We start from the raw sequence: 16,094 nt of genomic DNA on the forward strand, positions 1-16,094 counted from the left end.
CCGGCACCCGCGATGACCAGGCAACTCATCGAATTACGCGAGGAGTTGAATGGTCGAGATGGCTTGCCCGCCGCGGCGGTGTCCCGCCTGCGGCGGTCGGCTATTCCACCACCGGCAGCAGCGCCGGCAGATGCCCGTCCGAGGCGAGGGCGGCGCTCTGACGCTCCTGCGGCACCGGGCCGTAGGTCGTCGTGCGGGGTCGCGCGGGACGGCCCGCCCGGTCCGCGATGGCGATCAGGTCCTGGATGGATCGGTAGGAGCCGTAACTGGAGCCCGCCATACGGGAGATGGTCTCCTCCATCAGCGTGCCGCCCAGGTCGTTGGCGCCCGAGCGGAGCATCTCGGCGGCGCCGTCCGTGCCGAGCTTGACCCAGCTGGTCTGGATGTTGGTGATGTGCGGATGGAGCAGGAGCCGGGCCATGGCCGTCACCGCACGGTTGTCGCGGGTGGTGGGGCCGGGACGGGCGATACCGGCGAGGTAGACGGGGGCGTTGGTGTGGACGAAGGGGAGGGTGACGAATTCGGTGAAGCCCTCGACACCCTTGGCCTCCGCGGCCTGCTGCATCCCGGCCAGCAGGCGGAGGTGGCCGAGCCAGTGCCGCGGCTGGTCGACATGGCCGTACATCATCGTCGAGGACGAGCGGATGCCCAGCTCATGGGCGGTGGTGATGACCTCGACCCAGGTGGCCGTGGGCAGCTTGCCCTTGGTGAGGATCCAGCGGACCTCGTCGTCGAGGATCTCGGCGGCCGTCCCGGGGATGGTGTCCAGACCGGCGGCCTTGGCCTCGGTGAGCCACTCGCGGATGGACAGTCCGGTGCGCGTCGCGCCGTTGACGACCTCCATGGGCGAGAAGGCGTGCACATGCATCCCGGGGACCCGTTCCTTGACGGCGCGCGCGATGTCGAAGTACGCCGTACCGGGCAGGTCGGGGTGGATGCCGCCCTGCATGCAGACCTCCACCGCACCCACGTCCCAGGCCTGTTGGGCACGGTCGGCGACCTGGGAGAGGGAGAGGGTGTAGGCGTCGGCGTCCGTGCGGCGCTGGGCGAAGGCGCAGAAGCGGCAGCCGGTGTAGCAGACGTTGGTGAAGTTGATGTTCCTGGTGACGATGTAGGTGACGTCGTCGCCCACCGTTGCACGGCGCAGGTCGTCGGCGATCTTGCACAGGGCGTCCAGCGCCGGCCCGTCGGCGTGCAGCAGCGCCAGCGCCTGTGGGTCGGTGAGTCCGGTGGGATCGTCGGCGGCCTGCGACAGGGCCTGCCGTACGTCGGTGTCGATGCGCTCCGGCGCCATCCCGGGGGCGGCGGCCTCGCGCAGTGCCTCCCAGTCGCCGTAGACCTCGTCGAAGTCGTCACGCCGGTCGGCGGTGCGGCCATCGGTGTCGATGGTGCGGTGCAGGTCCGTACGGCCCGTGGAGCTCATCGTGAAGGCCTCGTCGGGCTCCTGCCAGGGGCGGCCCACCACCGGGGCGTCCTCGACGGCCAGCCCTGTCTCCGGGTCGGCCAGGGCGCGGACATGGGGAAGCAGGCGGGGGTCGAGCCAGGGTTCGCCGCGCTGGATGAACTCCGGGTAGATGGGGAGCCGTTCGCGCAGCTCGAAGCCGGCGGTGGCGCAGCGCTCGGTCAGCTCCTCGATCTGCGGCCAGGGGCGCTCGGGGTTGACGTGGTCGAGGGTCAGCGGGGAGACGCCGCCCCAGTCGTCGATTCCGGCACCGATGAGCAGCGCGTACTCGCCGTCGACCAGATTGGGCGGGGCCTGGAGGCGGGTCGAGGGCCCCATGATGTGCCGGGCCACCGCGATCGTCGCGGCCAGCTCCTCCAGCTCGGCGTCCGGCATTCCGCGCATCGCCGTGTCCGGCTTGGCGCGGAAGTTCTGCATGATCAGTTCCTGGATGCCGTGGTACGCGCGCTGGATGCGGCGCAGCGCGAACAGGGACTCGGCGCGCTCCTCGTAGGTCTCGCCGATGCCGATCAGCAGACCGCTGGTGAAGGGGACGTTGGAGCGGCCGGCGTCCTCCAGGACGCGCAGCCGGACGGCCGGTTCCTTGTCGGGCGAGCCGTGGTGCGGACCGCCGGGCTCGCTCCACAGGCGCTCGGCGGTCGTCTCCAGCATCATCCCCAGCGACGGGGCGACCGGCTTGAGGCGCTGGAAGTCCGTCCAGGACATCACCCCGGGGTTGAGGTGCGGCAGCAGCCCGGTCTCCTCCAGGACGCGGATGGCCATGGCGCGCACATACGAGATCGTGTCGTCGTAGCCATGTGCCTCCAGCCACTCACGGGCCTCGGGCCAGCGCTCCTCGGGCTTGTCCCCCAGGGTGAACAGGGCTTCCTTGCAGCCCATTTCCGCGCCGCGGCGCGCGATGTCCAGCACTTCGTCGGGCGACATGAACATCCCGTGGCCGGCGCGGCGCAGCTTGCCGGGGACGGTGACGAAGGTGCAGTAGTGGCATTTGTCCCGGCACAAACGCGTCAGGGGGATGAAGACCCCGCGCGAGTACGTGATGACGCCGGGGCGGCCCGCGGCCTCCAGGCCGGCGTCCCGCACCCGGGCCGCGGAAGCGCACAGGTCCTTGAGGTCCTCGCCGCGGGCCTGCAGCAGCACCGCGGCCTCGCCGGCGTCCAGCGTCACGCCGTCGCGGGCCCGCCGGAGCGCGCGGCGCATCGCATTGGCCGTGGGGCGGCCCTGAGAGCCGGGCCGGGCGCTCGTCCCGCGGTCGGCCCCTTGGCCGGATGCCTGGTCAGGTACCTGCGCGCTGGAAGTCATTCTCCGAGCATACGAGCGCCCGCTGACAGCGCCCCCGCCGGAGAAGGGGCGGTCGGTGTGCCGCTGATCACTGCGGACAGAGGTTCCTTCCGCACCCGTTGGGGGCAGTTCCCCGGCGGCGGCTCTCCGCACGCTTACAGACTGGCCAGCAGCTCGTCGGAGTACGTCCGGGTCAGGAACTCCATGTTGTGGCCGTCGGGGTCGTTGATGTAAACGCCGCGGCCACCGTCCAGGGTGTTGATCTCCTGGGGCTTGTTGTGCATGGGGTCAGCCCAGTAGGGCAGTTCGCGCTCCTTGATGCGGCCCAGGATCGCGTCGAACTCTTCCTCGGTCACCAGGAACGCATAGTGCGTGGGCACGAAATCACCGCCGCCGGTGATGTGCTCGGCGTAATCGAGGGCGACCCCGTTGTCCAGCTTGAGGGCGGCGAAGGGGCCGAACGACTTCGGTTCGGGCGCCCCCAGCAGGTCGGCGAGGAAGCGGGCGGAGGCGAAACGGTCGGTGCTCTGCACGATCGTGTGGTCGAGGCGAGGCATGGGATCTCCTTGATCTCTGTGATTCCGCGAGCGACGCCCCTGTGAGCTTCTGGCTCGGCTCGGGCCGCCGATCTGCGGGACCGGTGATCGATCTCCTGGGGACCGTTGGTCTGCGGGTCCTTCACCTTCGACGGTACGACCGCGGGCGCGGGCGCGGATCGGTCTACGGTCCCGGCCAGGACCGGGAGGGCCGTACACCGATGGTCCTAGGGCGCACCTGGTCCTAGGGCGCACCGAGGCCCTCGCCCGCCGCCGGCCGCCCGCCTCCAGCCCGCAGCCCGCCCCGTCACACAGCCGGTCCGCCACCCACCCGGTCCGTCGGCCCCGTCTGCCAGCCCGCGGTCCGTCACGCTGCCCGTCCGTCACGCTGCCCGTACGGCACGCTCCGGTACGTCACCGGTGCTGCGCGCCAGCCGCCCGGTGAGCTGCTGGGTCACAGGTACTGCGCGAAGTCGTCCAGCGTCCGCAGCACCTCCGCCTCCCCCGCCGCGGGCAGTTGCAGGACCACTTCCTGCAGCCCCAGCGCGCGGTAGTGGGCCAGCTTCCCGGCCGAGGGCCGGACCGCGTACGGCACGACCACCGGCTCGCCCGAGCGTCCGGCGTCCGACCAGGCCTGCCGCAGGACCGGAACGGTCTCGGTCAGTCCTCGGCCGCCGATCGGCAGCCAGCCGTCCGCGTACTCGGCGATCTGCCCAAAGAGTCTGGGGCCGGCCGCGCCGCCCAGCAGCGTGCGCGGCGCGCCGTGTGCCGGCTTGGGGTAGGCCAGGGATGCCCGTACGGACCCGAATTCGCCCTTGTACGCCGTCGGTTCGTCCGCCCACAAGGCGCGCATCAGCGCCACCCGGTCGCGGGTCAGCTCACGCCGGGTCGACCACTCCACCCCGTGGTCGGCGGCCTCCTCGACGTTCCATCCGTAGCCGATGCCGAGCGTGAAGCGGCCTCCGGAGAGGAAGTCGAGGGTCGCGATCTGCTTGGCGAGGTCGACCGGGTCGTGCTGGGCGACGAGGGTGATGCCGGTGCCCAGGCCGAGCCGCTCGGTGACCGCGGCGGCCTGGCCCAGGGCGATGAACGGGTCGAGGGTGCGGCCGTATTCGCGGGGCAACGGCTCCCCCATGGGGGCGGGGGTGTCGCGGCTGGCGGGGATGTGGGTGTGTTCGGGGAGGTAGAGGCCCGCGAATCCGCGCTGCTCCAGCTCACGGGCGAGTCGGTCCGGCCGGATCGTCTCGTCGGTCAGAAAGATCGTGGTCGCGATCCGCATCTGTGGACACCTCCGTCACGCGTGTGAGTGACCGCATGTTGCCCTACCGTCCGGCGGTTATCCACAGGCCTTTCCCTGCGCGTCACAGCCGCGTACAACAGTTTTCACGCGGCGCAACGAACCGACCGCGCAGCGGCACGGGTCCGCGCGGCGGCTGGGGCCGCGCCGCGGTACAGGGCCGCACAGCAGTACTCGACAGGGCACGACACCACACACGACACGAGACGGCACGGGGGCGGAGATGCAACGACGCGACGTTCTGAGACTTTCGGCAGTTGCGGGCGCGACGGGCGCGCTTACGCTCGGACGTGTGAGCTTCGCCGACGCGGAGCCGGCGGCCGGGCGGCCCGGTGACGGGCCGGGCGAGCAGACCCGCACGGTCACCGGCCATCTGCCTCCAGGGGCGCCGGACTTCGTCTACCTGCCGGTCGAAGTGCCGTCCGGGGTGCGGGAGATCGCCGTCTCCTACCGCTACGACAAACCCACCGTCCCCGAGGGCACGGTCGGCAACGCCTGCGACATCGGCATCTTCGACGAGCGGGGCACGGAGCCGGGCGGGGCCGGCTTCCGCGGCTGGTCGGGCGGCGCGCGCAGCGAGTTCTTCCTGCGCGCCGACGAGGCCACCCCGGGCTACCTCCCCGGCCCCGTCAACGCCGGCACCTGGCACATCGCCCTCGGGCCGTACACGGTCGCGCCGCAGGGGCTGGCCTACGACGTCACGATCACCCTGCGGTACGGGCCCGCCGGGCACACCCCGGCGCCTGTGTACCCGCCCGAGCGCGCCCGGGGCCGCGGGCGCGCCTGGTACCGCGGCGACAACCATCTGCACTCGGTCCACTCGGACGGCAAGCGCACCCCCGCCGAGATCGCGGCACTGGCCCGCGCCGCCGGGCTGGACTTCATCAACACCTCCGAGCACAACACCACCTCGGCGCACCGCGCCTGGGACGGCCTGTGGGGGGATGACCTGCTGATCCTGACCGGCGAGGAGGTCACCACCCGCAATGGGCACGTGGTGGCGATGGGCACCGACCCCGGGGTCTTCATCGACTGGCGCTACCGGGCTCGCGACAACGCCTTCGGGAAGTACGCGCGCGCCATCCGGCGGGCCGGCGGACTGGTCATCCCGGCGCATCCGCACGCCACATGCATCGGCTGCAGCTGGAAGTTCGGGCTGAACGAAGCCGATGCCGTGGAGGTCTGGAACGGCCCGTACACCCCCGACGACGAGGTCACCCTCGCCGAGTGGGACAACACCCTGGTCGCGCACGCCCGGGGGCGCGCGGACTGGCTGCCGGCCGTCGGCCACAGCGACGCCCATCGCGATCCGGATGTCGTCGGCCTGCCGCAGACCGTGGTGCTCGCCGACGATCTCTCGCGCCGCGCCCTGCAGGACGGCATACGGGCGGGCCGGGTCTGGATCGCCGAGTCCGCGAAGGTCGACCTGGCCTTCTCCGTGACCGGCGAGCGTGGCGAACACGCCGGGATCGGCGAACGCCTGGAGGTCTCCCGTACGGCGAAAGCCACCGCCCGGCTCAAGGTCTCCGGCGCCCCGGGCTGCACGGTCTCCTTCGTCACCGACCAGGGCCGGCTCTACTCGACCCCGCTGCCGCCCGCCGGCGACGGCACCGTCAGCTGGCAGACCACCCCCGACCACGCCGCCTATATACGCGCCGAAATCCGCCACCCACCGACCACGGCGGGGCTGCCGGGCCCGATGGCGGCCCTGACCAATCCGGTGTTCCTGGGCCGGCGGAGGGCCTGAGCCCGGCGGAGGGCCTGAGCCCTGGGGAGGGTCTGAGCCCGGCGGAGAGCCCGAGCCCGGCGGCGGGCCTGAGCCCTGCGCGGGTGAGCGGTGGCCACGTCAGTCGACTGCGGCTGACGCGAGGTGGCGGAGCAGTAGACAGCAGGCGGTAGGGGGCAGGGGGCGGGGGCAAGCGGAATAACCGGAGGCAACCGCCGGTTAACGCGTCATTGCTTCGCACTGCTCACGCTGCCTCGCGTTGCTTCAAGTCGCTTCGCGTTGCTTCACGTCGCTGTTCACGCTGCGGGGATTGCGCGTTCGCTGTGCGCGTTCCGCAGCCCCATCAGGAGGGATTTCCGATGCGTGCTCTTGTTGTTGATCATTCCGCGCCCGGCCGGCTCGCGCTGGGGACCGTTGCCGACCCCGTGCCCGGGCCCGACGAGGCCCTGGTCAAGATCAACGCGATATCGCTCAACTACGGCGAGCTGCCCAAGTCCGACGACGTCGCCGAGGGCACGGTGCCCGGCTGGGACGCCGCCGGGGTGGTCGAGCGGGCGGCCGCCAGTGGCCGCGGCCCCAAGCCGGGGGATCGCGTGATCACCTGGGGATGGGGCGCCGGCTGGGCTGAGTTGCGGGCCGTCCCGGTCGATGAACTCGCCGTGCTGCCCGACACGGTGGACTTCACGACGGCCGCCGCGCTGCCGGTGGCAGGCCTGACGGCGCTGCGCGCGCTGCGCAGGGCGGGTGTACGGCCCGGGCAGCGCGTCGCGATCACCGGCGCGTCCGGTGGTGTGGGGCGGTTCGCCGTCCAGCTCGCGCATCAGGCGGGTGCCGAGGTGTACGCGTTCGTCGGCAGTCCGGCGCGCGGGGCGGGCCTGGCCGCCCTCGGCGCGGACCACGTACTGACCCGTCCGGCCGATCTGGACGAGCCGGTGGATGTGGTGCTGGACAACGTCGGAGGGTCGCTGCTGGGCGAGTTGCTCGGGCGGACAGCCCCGGAGGGCACGGTCATCTCGATCGGCGCGACGTCCGGGGAGCCGACGCCCATCCAGCCGTACCAGCTGATACTCAGCCGTCTGACGCTGATCGGCATCCAGGCGGGCGGCAACACCGGTGCCGACCTGGCCCACCTCGTCCGCCTCACCTCAGAGGGCCGCCTTGAGGCGAGCGTGGACCGGGTGGCCGACTGGGAGCAGGCCGGCGAGACCGCTACGGCCCTTCTGAACCGCGAGATACGCGGCAAGGCGGTCCTGACGACCAGCTGAACGAGGCGGGACGGGCTAGGGCGGGCGAGGCGGGCCGGGGTGGGGCGGAGCGGGCCGGGGCGCCCCGGCACTCCCGCACCCCGACACCCGGACACCCCGGCCCCCCGCCGCCTACTCCCCCTCCACCACCAGTGCCGGTGTTGCCCGGGTCAGTACCTCGCCGCGGAAGAAAGCGGGGCTGCGGCGCTGCATGACCAGCATGATGACGGCGCCCAGCAGGAGCAGTCCGACGCCGATGACGAAGACCGAGCCGATGCCGAAGACCGAACTGCCGGACCCGTAGGCGGGGTTCCACATGTCGATCAGCGTCTTGAAGAAGACGGCCGCCAGGAGGAGGCCGCCCAGGAACGGGAGGACACCCTTGAAGAGCAGATCGCGGGCGGAGGTGCGCAGCTCACGACGGAAGAACCAGACGCAGGCGAAGGCCGTGATCGAGTAGTAGAAGCAGATCATGAGGCCGAGGGCGTAGATGGTGTCGATGAGGACGTTCTCGCTCAGGACGCTCATCGCGGCGTAGAAGACGCCGGTGGCGACACCGGCGGCGATGGTGGCCTGGCCCGGGGAGCGGAAGCGCGGGTGGATCTTGGCGAAGGACGCCGGCAGCGCCTCGTAGGTGCTCATCGCCAGGACCGTACGGGCCACGGGGATGAAAGTGGTCTGCAGGCTGGCCGCGGCCGAGGCGAGGACCGCGACGAAGAGCAGTACGCCGAGCACGGTGCCCATGACGGGGTTGGCGAGGGCGGCGAAGACGTTGTCGGAGGTGTCCGGGTTGCCGAGGCCGAGCCCCTTGTCGCCGACGCCGGAGAACATCTGCGAGGCGACGGCGGTCAGCAGATAGGAGCCGATCAGTACGAGCATGGCCAGCAGGGCGGCGCGGCCGGGCGTCTTCTCGCTGCCGGCGGTCTCCTCGTTGACCGTGAGGCAGGCGTCCCAGCCCCAGAACATGAAGATCGAGAGGGACAGGCCCGCCGTGAAGGCGGAGAAGGACTGGACGGCGAACGGGTCGAGCCAGGTCCAGGAGAAGTCGACGGAGCCGGCGAAGTCACCGGACTCCGCCTTGACCAGGGCCATCGCGACGAAGACGGCGAGGACGGCGAGCTGGAGGCCGACCAGGGCGTACTGGACGCCCTTGGTGGCGGTCATCCCGCGGTAGCTGATGGCGGTGGCGACGGCGATGAAGGCCAGGCACGTCAGGATGTGGGCGGCCTTGTTGTCGTCGAGTCCGGCGATGGCCTGGCTGCCGGTGAGTTCGCCGAGCAGCAGATAGAAGAAGGAGGTGGCGACGCCGGCCAGGTTGGAGAGCACGATGATCGTCGCGATCACCAGCCCCCAGCCGCACATCCAGCCGATGCGCGGCCCGAAGGCCTTGACCGTCCAGGTGAAGGACGTACCGCAGTCCGGCATCGCCTTGTTGAGCTCGCGGTAGGCGAAGGCGACCAGCAGCATCGGCAGGAAGCCCGCGAGGAAGACGGCGGGCATCTGCACGCCCACCTCGCCGACCGTCGGGCCGAGCGTCGAGGTGAGGCAGTAGACGGGCGCGACGGTGGAGATGCCGATGACGGCGTTGCCGAGCAGGCCTACGGAGTTGCCGCTGAGGCCCTTGCCGCGGGTGCCGCCCGGAGCGCCGCCCCGAGTGCCGCCGGGGACGTCACTGCCGGTAGCGCCGACGCTCGTTACCGTGTCTCCGGTCTGGGGCCGGGGGTCTACCTGAACCATGAACAGGACGTTAAGTGCTGCTGTATTCGTATCCGGAGGGTCAGGTTCCGCAACTCGCACCTTCGAGCCACAGGGAGGCGAGCGCACTCGGCACCCAACATCAAGATTGATTGCACGCTCAACCTTTGATTCCACGCCCTCCGGGCACGTCTTTCACCTTGCGAGAATCGCAGCCCCGTCCGTTTTGTCAGGGTTCAAAATTTTCCCGTCCGATTTTTGGACGGTGGATCCCGCACACCGGATCCCGCACACCGGATCCCGGGGCCCGCACACCGGATCCCGCACACCCGATCCCGGGGCCCACGCACGGGAACCCCAGCCCGGCCCCAGCCCGGCACCAGCCCGGCCCCCGGCCCCCCTCACCCCTCACCCCTGCCACACGATCGCCTGCAGCTCGCTGTACGCATGCAGGGCGTACGAACCGACGTCCCGCCCCACCCCGCTCTTCTTGAACCCGCCGAACGGCGCCTCCATGTTCCGGCCGACCGTGTTCACCCCGACCCCGCCGGCGCGCAGCCGCCGGGCCACCCGGAAGGCCCGGGCCACGTCTTCGGACCAGACGTAGTCGATGAGGCCGTAGTCGCTGTCGTTGGCGAGGGCCACCCCCTCGTCCTCCTCGCCGAAGGGGACGACCACCACGACCGGACCGAAGATCTCCTCCCGGACGACCCGCATGTCGCCGGTGCAGTCGGCGAGGAGTGCCGGGGCCGCATAGAACCCCTTCTCCTGGCCGGGCCGCTCGCCGCCCGCCACGACCCGGGCGCCCTCCTTCCGGCCCAGTTCCACATACGACTCGACCCGGTCCCGGTGCGCGGCCGAGATCACCGGCCCGACGACCGTGCCCCGCTCCCTCGGGTGCCCGACCGTGAGCTGCCCGATGTACCGGGCAAGACCGTCCACCAGCGCCTCGTACACACCCCGCTGTGCGATCACCCGCGTCGGCGCCGTACAGATCTGCCCGCTGTAGAAGGAGAACGTCGTACCGATGCCCCGGACGGCCGACTCCAGGTCCGCGTCGTCGAAGACCACCGCCGCGCCCTTGCCGCCCAGCTCCATGAGCTGGCGCTTCATACCGCGCCCGCAGACCTCGCCGATGCGCTGCCCGACGGCCGTGGAGCCGGTGAAGCTCACCATGTCCACGTCCGGCGCGTCGACGGCGGCCGCGCCGACCTCCGCACAGGCGCCGCTCACCACGTTCACCACCCCCGCCGGTGCCCCCGCCTCCTCCAGCGCGGCCGCCATCCGGTACACCGACAGGGGGTCCTGCGGGGCGGGCTTCACCACGACCGTGTTGCCCATGGCCAGGGCCGGGGCGACCTTGCCCGCCGGGTTCGCCCAGGGGTTGTTGTAGGAGGTGATGCAGGTGACGACGCCGACCGGCTGGCGCACGGCGAGCGCTCCGATCACGCCCGCCCTGCCCATCGGACCCGCCTCGTTGATCTGCGGCACAACGCCCTGCTCCACGGGCTCCAACGCACCCTTCGCATAGCGGCGGAAGCGCGCCACCGCCACGCCCACCTGCATACCGCGTGCCGTCCCGGTCGTCGCACCGCTCTCGGCCTGCGCCAGCTCGGCGTTCGCAGCGAAGTCGCGCTGGATGACGTCCGCGGCCCGGTCGAGGACCGCCGCGCGCTCCTCGGGCCGCGTCCGGGACCAGGCCTCCTGGGCCGCACGCGCCGCCGCGGCCGCCTCGTGCACCTGCGCGCGGGAAGCCTCCGGCGCGAGCCCGACCACCGACCCGTCCGCCGGGTCGATCACCTCGTAGTGCCCGCCGGCGGGCTCGACCCACTCCCCGCCGATGAACAACCTCCCGCCGGCGTCGGCCCCTTGACGTCGCGCGCCCGCACCGGCCGCGCGGGCCTTCCCGTCCGGACCGCTCACCTGGTACTCACCGTCCTGGTGTCCCGCCCCGACCGCAGCACCTTGCCCGGCACGGCACCGGTCACCACATCGTCACGGATCGCCTCGACGCCGTTGACCCACACCGCCTTGACGCCGATCGCCCGGGAATCCAGGCGGGGGCTGTCACCCGGCAGGTCGTGGACGAGCGTCGCCTTGCCCGCGTCGATGGTCTCCGGGTCGAAGAGGACCAGGTCGGCGTGCCAGCCCTCCTGGATGCGGCCCCGCTCCCGCAGGCCGAAGAGCCGCGCGGGGTCGTCGGTGAGCATCTTCACGGCCTGCTCCAGGCCGACCAGCCGGCGGCCGCGCAGACAGTCGCCGAGGAAACGGGTGGTGTACGGCGCCCCGCACATCCGGTCCAGGTGCGCGCCCGCGTCCGAGCCGCCCAGCAGTACGTCCTCGTGCTGCCAGGTCTCGGCGCGCAGGGCCCAGGAGCCGGGGTCGTTGTCGGTGGGCATGGGCCACAGCACCGTACGGAGCCGGTCGTTGGCGCAGATCTCCACCAGGCAGGCGAACGGTTCCTGTCCGCGCTCGGCGGCGATGTCCCGCACGACCCGCCCCGTGAGGCCCTCGTTCGCCTCGCTGTAGGTGTCGCCGATGACATAGCGGCCGAAGTCGGTGAGCCGCCGGAAGACGCCGGCCTCCTTGCTCTGCGCGCGCCGCAGCATCCCGGCGCGCACCTGCGGGTCGCGCAGCCTGGCGATCCGCTCGTCGACCGGCAGCCCGAGGATCTCGCCCCAGCCGGGGATCAGGTTCAGGGCGCAGAAGGTGCCCAGCGACATGTTCATCGGCGTCAGGATCGGCATCGTCAGCGCCACGATCCGGCCGCCCGCCTTGCGGGCCCGCTCGCTGGGCAGGAGCTGGCGCGGCACGCGCTCCGGGACGGCGGCGTCGATCGTCAGCACGTTCCAGTTCAGGGGCCGTCCGGCCGCCGCGCTCATCTCGACGAACAGGTCGATCTCGTCGTCGCTGAACTGGTCGAGGCAGCCGGCCACGATCGCCTCGATCTGGGTGCCCTCGTGTTCGGCGACGGCCCGCGACAGGGCGAGCAGCTCCGCGGGCCGGGCGTGCCGGGAGGCGACCGGCGCGCCGTCGCCGTCGGAGTGGGTGGACGACTGGGTGGTGGACAGCCCCCACGCCCCCGCCTCCATGGCCTCGTGGAAGAGCGCGAGCATCTGCGCCATCTGCTGCTCGCTGGGCTGCCCGCCCACCGCGTCCGCGCCCATCACATACCGGCGCAGCGCGCAGTGCCCCACCATGAACCCCGCGTTGACGGCGATCCGCCCGTCGAGCGCGTCCAGATACTCACCGAACGAACTCCACGTCCAGGGCGCGCCCTCCTCCAGCGCCACCAGGGACATGCCCTCGACCTTGGCCATCATCCGCCGGGTGTAGTCGGCGTCCTCGGGCCGTGCGGGGTTCAGCGGGGCCAGGGTGAAACCGCAGTTGCCGCCCGCGACGGTGGTCACGCCGTGGTTGAGCGAGGGCGTGGCGTACGGGTCCCAGAAGAGCTGGGCGTCGTAGTGGGTGTGCGGGTCGACGAATCCGGGCGCGAGAACCCGGCCGCGCGCGTCCTCGCTCGAAGCGGCCTCCTCACGCACCGTCCCGGGCCCGGCGATCACGGCGATGCGCCCGTCGCGCAGCCCCACGTCGGCGACGTACCCGGGCGCGCCCGTCCCGTCCACGACGGTCGCGCCCCTGATCAGGTGGTCGAGCATGACGGCAGTGCCTCCTCGCCTTGGATTGACCGGTGTCTCAGTCGCCGGCCGCCTGACGGAACCGCGTCGTGCGGTGCACCGGATCCGTATCAATCTTCGGGATCACGTGCTCACCGATGAGCTTGATCGTGTTCATGGTGTCCTCGTACGGCACCCCGATCGGCAGCCCGAAGCTCAGCTGGTCGGCGCCGGCCTGCTCCCAGCGCTTGCACTGCCGGAGCACCTCGTCCGGATCGCCGCAGATCATCAGCTCCTCGGCGATCAGCAGCTCGATGATCTCGGTGGTGTAGTCGGGCAGCAGCTCGGGCCATTCGGGGACGCCCTCGGGCCGCGGGAAGGTGTCGTGGTAGCGGAAGACCAGCGACTGGAGGTAGTTGAGCCCGCCGCCCACGGCGATCTCCACCGCCTTGTCGTGCGTCTCGGCGCAGATCGCCGTCGACGTCACCATCACGTTGTCGTTGACGAAGTCACCGACCGGCTCGGCGTCCCTGATCGCCGTCTTGTACTGCTCCAGCACCCACTCCATGTCGGAGACCTTCTGGACGCTGAAGCCCAGCACCCCGAGCCCCTTCCTGGCCGCCATGGCGTACGAGGACGGGGACCCGGCCGCGTACCACATCGCCGGATGCGAGGCCCCGTACGGCTTGGGGAAGACCTTGCGCGGCGGCAGCTGCCAGTGCTTGCCCTGGAACCCGGCGTACTCCTCCTGGAGCCACATCTTGGGGAACTCGGCGATGGTCTCTTCCCAGATCTCCTTGGTGTGGTTCATGTCGGTGATGCCGGGGAGGAAGCCGAGGATCTCGTGGGACCCGGCGCCGCGCCCGCTGCCGAACTCGAACCGGCCCTCGCTGAGGTGGTCCAGCATGGCGACCTTCTCGGCGACCTTCACGGGGTGGTTGACCTGGGCAAGCGGGTTGAAGATCCCCGATCCCAGGTGGATCCGCTCGGTCGCGTGCGCCAGGTACCCCAGGAAGACGTCATTGGCGGAGAGGTGCGAGTACTCCTCCAGGAAGTGGTGCTCGGACGCCCAGGCGTACTTGAAGCCGGAGGTGTCCGCCTGGATGACGTACTCGGTCTCCTCCATCAGCGCCTTGTGCTCCGCGAGCGGGTCGGTCTCGGCCCGCTTGCCCACGTATCCCTGTACAAAGAGCCCGAATTCCAAGGTGGTTCACCGTCCCGAGCTATTTCTGACGTACCGTCAGATTCAATGGGTGTGCCGACTGTTCCACCGCGCGCCGGGACCGTCAATAGCCGTCGCGGCCGATAACTGATGGGGCATCAGACACGGGATGCCGCCCGGCCGTCACAGGACGCTGACCCCCGCCAGCCAGCCCCCGTCGATGACGAACGGCTGCCCGGTGATGTACGAGGAGTCCTCGCTCGACAGGAAGAGCGCCAGCCTGGCGACCTCCTCCGGCCGCCCGATCCGCCCCAGCGGCACGAGCTTGCGGTACAGCTCGTCGAGGGCCTGTGCGGCCGCCTCGCCGTCCGCGTCCGGATCGAGCTGCGCCGGATTGCTCATCGCGGTGTCCACGGCCCCCGGGCACACCGCGTTCACCCGGATCCCCCTGGCGGCCAGTTCGAGCGCGGCGACCCTGGTCAGCCCCACGATGGCGTGCTTGGTGGCGGTGTACGCACCCACGTACGCCATGCCCGTGACGCCCGTGTACGAGGCGGTGTTCACGATGGTGCCGCCGCCCGCCGCCTCGATCTCCGGTGCCACGGTCTTGATCCCGAGGAAGGCGCCGACCTGGTTGACCTGGATGACCTGCTGGAACTCGTCGAGCGGTGTGCAGGTCAGCTCGTTGAAACGCAGGATGCCGGCGTTGTTGACCAGCCCGTCGACCTTCCCGAACGCCTGCCTGGCCGCGGCGACGGCACCGCTCCAGTCGTCCTCCCGGCTCACGTCCAGGTGGACGTACAGGGCCCGCCCCGGCCCCGCCTCCTGCGTTATCTCCTCGGCGAGCGCCCGGCCCTGCTCGTCGAGCACATCGGCGAGGACGACCCTCGCCCCCTCGGCCGCGAAGAGCCGCGCCTCCTGCTCCCCCTGCCCGCGCGACGCACCGGTGACGATGACGACACGTCCGTCCAGCTTGCCCATGAAGGCCTCCTCGGCTGCTGACTTCGGCTTGCTCCGGCCCGCTTCAGGCGCGAAGGCCGGTTCGGATACGGGCGGCCGGTCCGGGCGACGCGCGCGGCCGGCCGGTCCGGACGTGCCGCGTCACTGCAGGTGAGGTGCGACCTCTGCCGCGAACGCCGCCATCTGGTCCGTCAGCTCACCCCGGCTGCGGGACCTGAACCGGACCTGGATCTGCTGCACCCCCATCGCGCCGTACTCCCGCAGCGACTCCGCGATCCCCTCCGGCGCCCCCTTCAGGGTCCGCCGGCCGACCTCCCATCCCGGCTCGCCCACGTACAGCGGCTCGGCGATGGCCCCGATCACGACCGGCTCCCCGACGCCGGCCGCCTCCCTCAGCCCCCGCAGCCTGGCGATCTGCCCGGGAAGCTGCTCGCGCCGGTCGCCCTGCGGCAGCCAGCCGTCCGCGCGCTCCGCTGCGCGGCGTACGGCGGCGGGCGAGGAGCCGCCCACCCAGATCGGCGGCCGGGGCCTCTGCGCGGGCCGCGGCGCCTGCCCCAGCCCCTCGAACGCGAACCGCTCCCCCGCGAACTCGGGGAACTCCGCGCTCCCCAGCGCCGCCTTCAGCGCCTCCACCGTCTCGTCCAGCACCGCCCCGCGCCGCCGGAAGTCCACCCCGAGCGCCTCGAACTCCTCCTGGACGTGCCCGGCGCCGACCCCGAGGATCAGCCGCCCGCCGGAGAGATGGTCGAGCGTCGCGTACTGCTTGGCCGTGATCAGCGGATGCTTCAGCCCGACCACCGCGACATGGCTCAGCAGCCGTACGCGTTCGGTCACGGCGGCCAGGTGCGCGAGCGTGGCGACCGGGTCGTACCACACGGTGCTCATCGCCTCGGCCAGCCGGCGCGGGATCGCGATGTGCTCACAGCAGGCGAGGTAGGCGAACCCGTGCCGGTCGGCCGCCCTGGCGATCTCGACCAGATCGGCGGGGCCCGCGGCGGCCTCCCAGCTCTCCGCGTAGAGCGTGCTCTGCGACTGCACCGGAAGCTGCATCCCGTACGCCGTCCGCCCCCGCTCGGGCCGCCAGACGCCTTCGTGTTCCGCGCTGTCCACGCCC

At 71.4% G+C, this 16,094-nt stretch carries 11 protein-coding genes; 2 read left to right on the plus strand and 9 right to left on the minus strand.

Translation table 11 applies throughout. The features are described from left to right. Positions 1-100: 100 nt before the first annotated feature. The 3 genes from ACWD6P_RS11105 to ACWD6P_RS11115 all read right to left on the minus strand — a co-directional run bounded on the left by ACWD6P_RS11105 (position 101) and on the right by ACWD6P_RS11115 (position 4,558). Positions 101-2,764: a bifunctional FO biosynthesis protein CofGH gene (locus tag ACWD6P_RS11105; RefSeq protein ID WP_451443753.1), complete on the minus strand. Its 2,664-nt coding sequence runs from the start codon at positions 2,762-2,764 to the stop codon at positions 101-103. A 134-nt stretch (positions 2,765-2,898) separates the two neighbouring features. Beyond that, entirely contained in the window at positions 2,899-3,300 is a 402-nt protein-coding gene (locus ACWD6P_RS11110) for a VOC family protein (RefSeq protein ID WP_451443754.1), read from the minus strand. A 433-nt stretch (positions 3,301-3,733) separates the two neighbouring features. Further along, complete coding sequence (locus ACWD6P_RS11115) at positions 3,734-4,558, minus strand: TIGR03619 family F420-dependent LLM class oxidoreductase (protein WP_451443755.1); 825 nt, start codon at positions 4,556-4,558, stop codon at positions 3,734-3,736. 241 nt (positions 4,559-4,799) lie between these two features. Here ACWD6P_RS11115 and ACWD6P_RS11120 point away from each other — a divergent pair, with 241 nt between their 5' ends. Both ACWD6P_RS11120 and ACWD6P_RS11125 read left to right on the plus strand, forming a co-directional pair. Then, the gene (locus tag ACWD6P_RS11120; protein WP_451443756.1) at positions 4,800-6,323 is read left to right on the plus strand and encodes a CehA/McbA family metallohydrolase; all 1,524 of its coding nucleotides are present in this window, start codon (positions 4,800-4,802) and stop codon (positions 6,321-6,323) included. A gap of 338 nt (positions 6,324-6,661) precedes the next feature. Then, the gene (locus ACWD6P_RS11125) at positions 6,662-7,567 is read left to right on the plus strand and encodes a zinc-binding dehydrogenase (RefSeq protein ID WP_451443757.1); all 906 of its coding nucleotides are present in this window, start codon (positions 6,662-6,664) and stop codon (positions 7,565-7,567) included. Between the two features lie 111 nt (positions 7,568-7,678). Here ACWD6P_RS11125 and ACWD6P_RS11130 read toward each other — a convergent pair whose 3' ends face one another. The 6 genes from ACWD6P_RS11130 to ACWD6P_RS11155 all read right to left on the minus strand — a co-directional run bounded on the left by ACWD6P_RS11130 (position 7,679) and on the right by ACWD6P_RS11155 (position 16,030). Further along, positions 7,679-9,283: an APC family permease gene (locus tag ACWD6P_RS11130; protein WP_451443758.1), complete on the minus strand. Its 1,605-nt coding sequence runs from the start codon at positions 9,281-9,283 to the stop codon at positions 7,679-7,681. Between the two features lie 366 nt (positions 9,284-9,649). Beyond that, positions 9,650-11,089, minus strand: coding sequence for an aldehyde dehydrogenase family protein (locus ACWD6P_RS11135; protein WP_451443820.1), 1,440 nt, complete (start codon positions 11,087-11,089; stop codon positions 9,650-9,652). 71 nt (positions 11,090-11,160) lie between these two features. After that, positions 11,161-12,900, minus strand: coding sequence for an N-acyl-D-amino-acid deacylase family protein (locus ACWD6P_RS11140; RefSeq protein ID WP_451443759.1), 1,740 nt, complete (start codon positions 12,898-12,900; stop codon positions 11,161-11,163). 37 nt (positions 12,901-12,937) lie between these two features. After that, on the minus strand, positions 12,938-14,062 hold the full coding sequence (locus ACWD6P_RS11145; RefSeq protein ID WP_451443760.1) for an LLM class flavin-dependent oxidoreductase: 1,125 nt from the start codon (positions 14,060-14,062) through the stop codon (positions 12,938-12,940). Between the two features lie 141 nt (positions 14,063-14,203). Further along, on the minus strand, positions 14,204-15,001 hold the full coding sequence (locus ACWD6P_RS11150) for an SDR family NAD(P)-dependent oxidoreductase (protein ID WP_451443761.1): 798 nt from the start codon (positions 14,999-15,001) through the stop codon (positions 14,204-14,206). Between the two features lie 120 nt (positions 15,002-15,121). Continuing rightward, positions 15,122-16,030, minus strand: coding sequence for a TIGR03619 family F420-dependent LLM class oxidoreductase (locus ACWD6P_RS11155; RefSeq protein WP_451443821.1), 909 nt, complete (start codon positions 16,028-16,030; stop codon positions 15,122-15,124). Positions 16,031-16,094: the final 64 nt, after the last annotated feature.

Source organism: Streptomyces sp. NPDC002446 (assembly GCF_053595675.1).

Excerpts from the sequence above, each read along its gene's own strand:
- ACWD6P_RS11105 (WP_451443753.1), bottom strand. The coding sequence starts at position 2,764 with ATGACTTCCAGCGCGCAGGTACCTGACCAGGCATCCGGCCAAGGGGCC.
- ACWD6P_RS11110 (WP_451443754.1), bottom strand. The coding sequence starts at position 3,300 with ATGCCTCGCCTCGACCACACGATCGTGCAGAGCACCGACCGTTTCGCC.
- ACWD6P_RS11115 (WP_451443755.1), bottom strand. The coding sequence starts at position 4,558 with ATGCGGATCGCGACCACGATCTTTCTGACCGACGAGACGATCCGGCCG.
- ACWD6P_RS11120 (WP_451443756.1), top strand. The coding sequence starts at position 4,800 with ATGCAACGACGCGACGTTCTGAGACTTTCGGCAGTTGCGGGCGCGACG.
- ACWD6P_RS11125 (WP_451443757.1), top strand. The coding sequence starts at position 6,662 with ATGCGTGCTCTTGTTGTTGATCATTCCGCGCCCGGCCGGCTCGCGCTG.
- ACWD6P_RS11130 (WP_451443758.1), bottom strand. The coding sequence starts at position 9,283 with ATGGTTCAGGTAGACCCCCGGCCCCAGACCGGAGACACGGTAACGAGC.
- ACWD6P_RS11140 (WP_451443759.1), bottom strand. The coding sequence starts at position 12,900 with ATGCTCGACCACCTGATCAGGGGCGCGACCGTCGTGGACGGGACGGGC.
- ACWD6P_RS11150 (WP_451443761.1), bottom strand. The coding sequence starts at position 15,001 with ATGGGCAAGCTGGACGGACGTGTCGTCATCGTCACCGGTGCGTCGCGC.
- ACWD6P_RS11155 (WP_451443821.1), bottom strand. The coding sequence starts at position 16,030 with ATGCAGCTTCCGGTGCAGTCGCAGAGCACGCTCTACGCGGAGAGCTGG.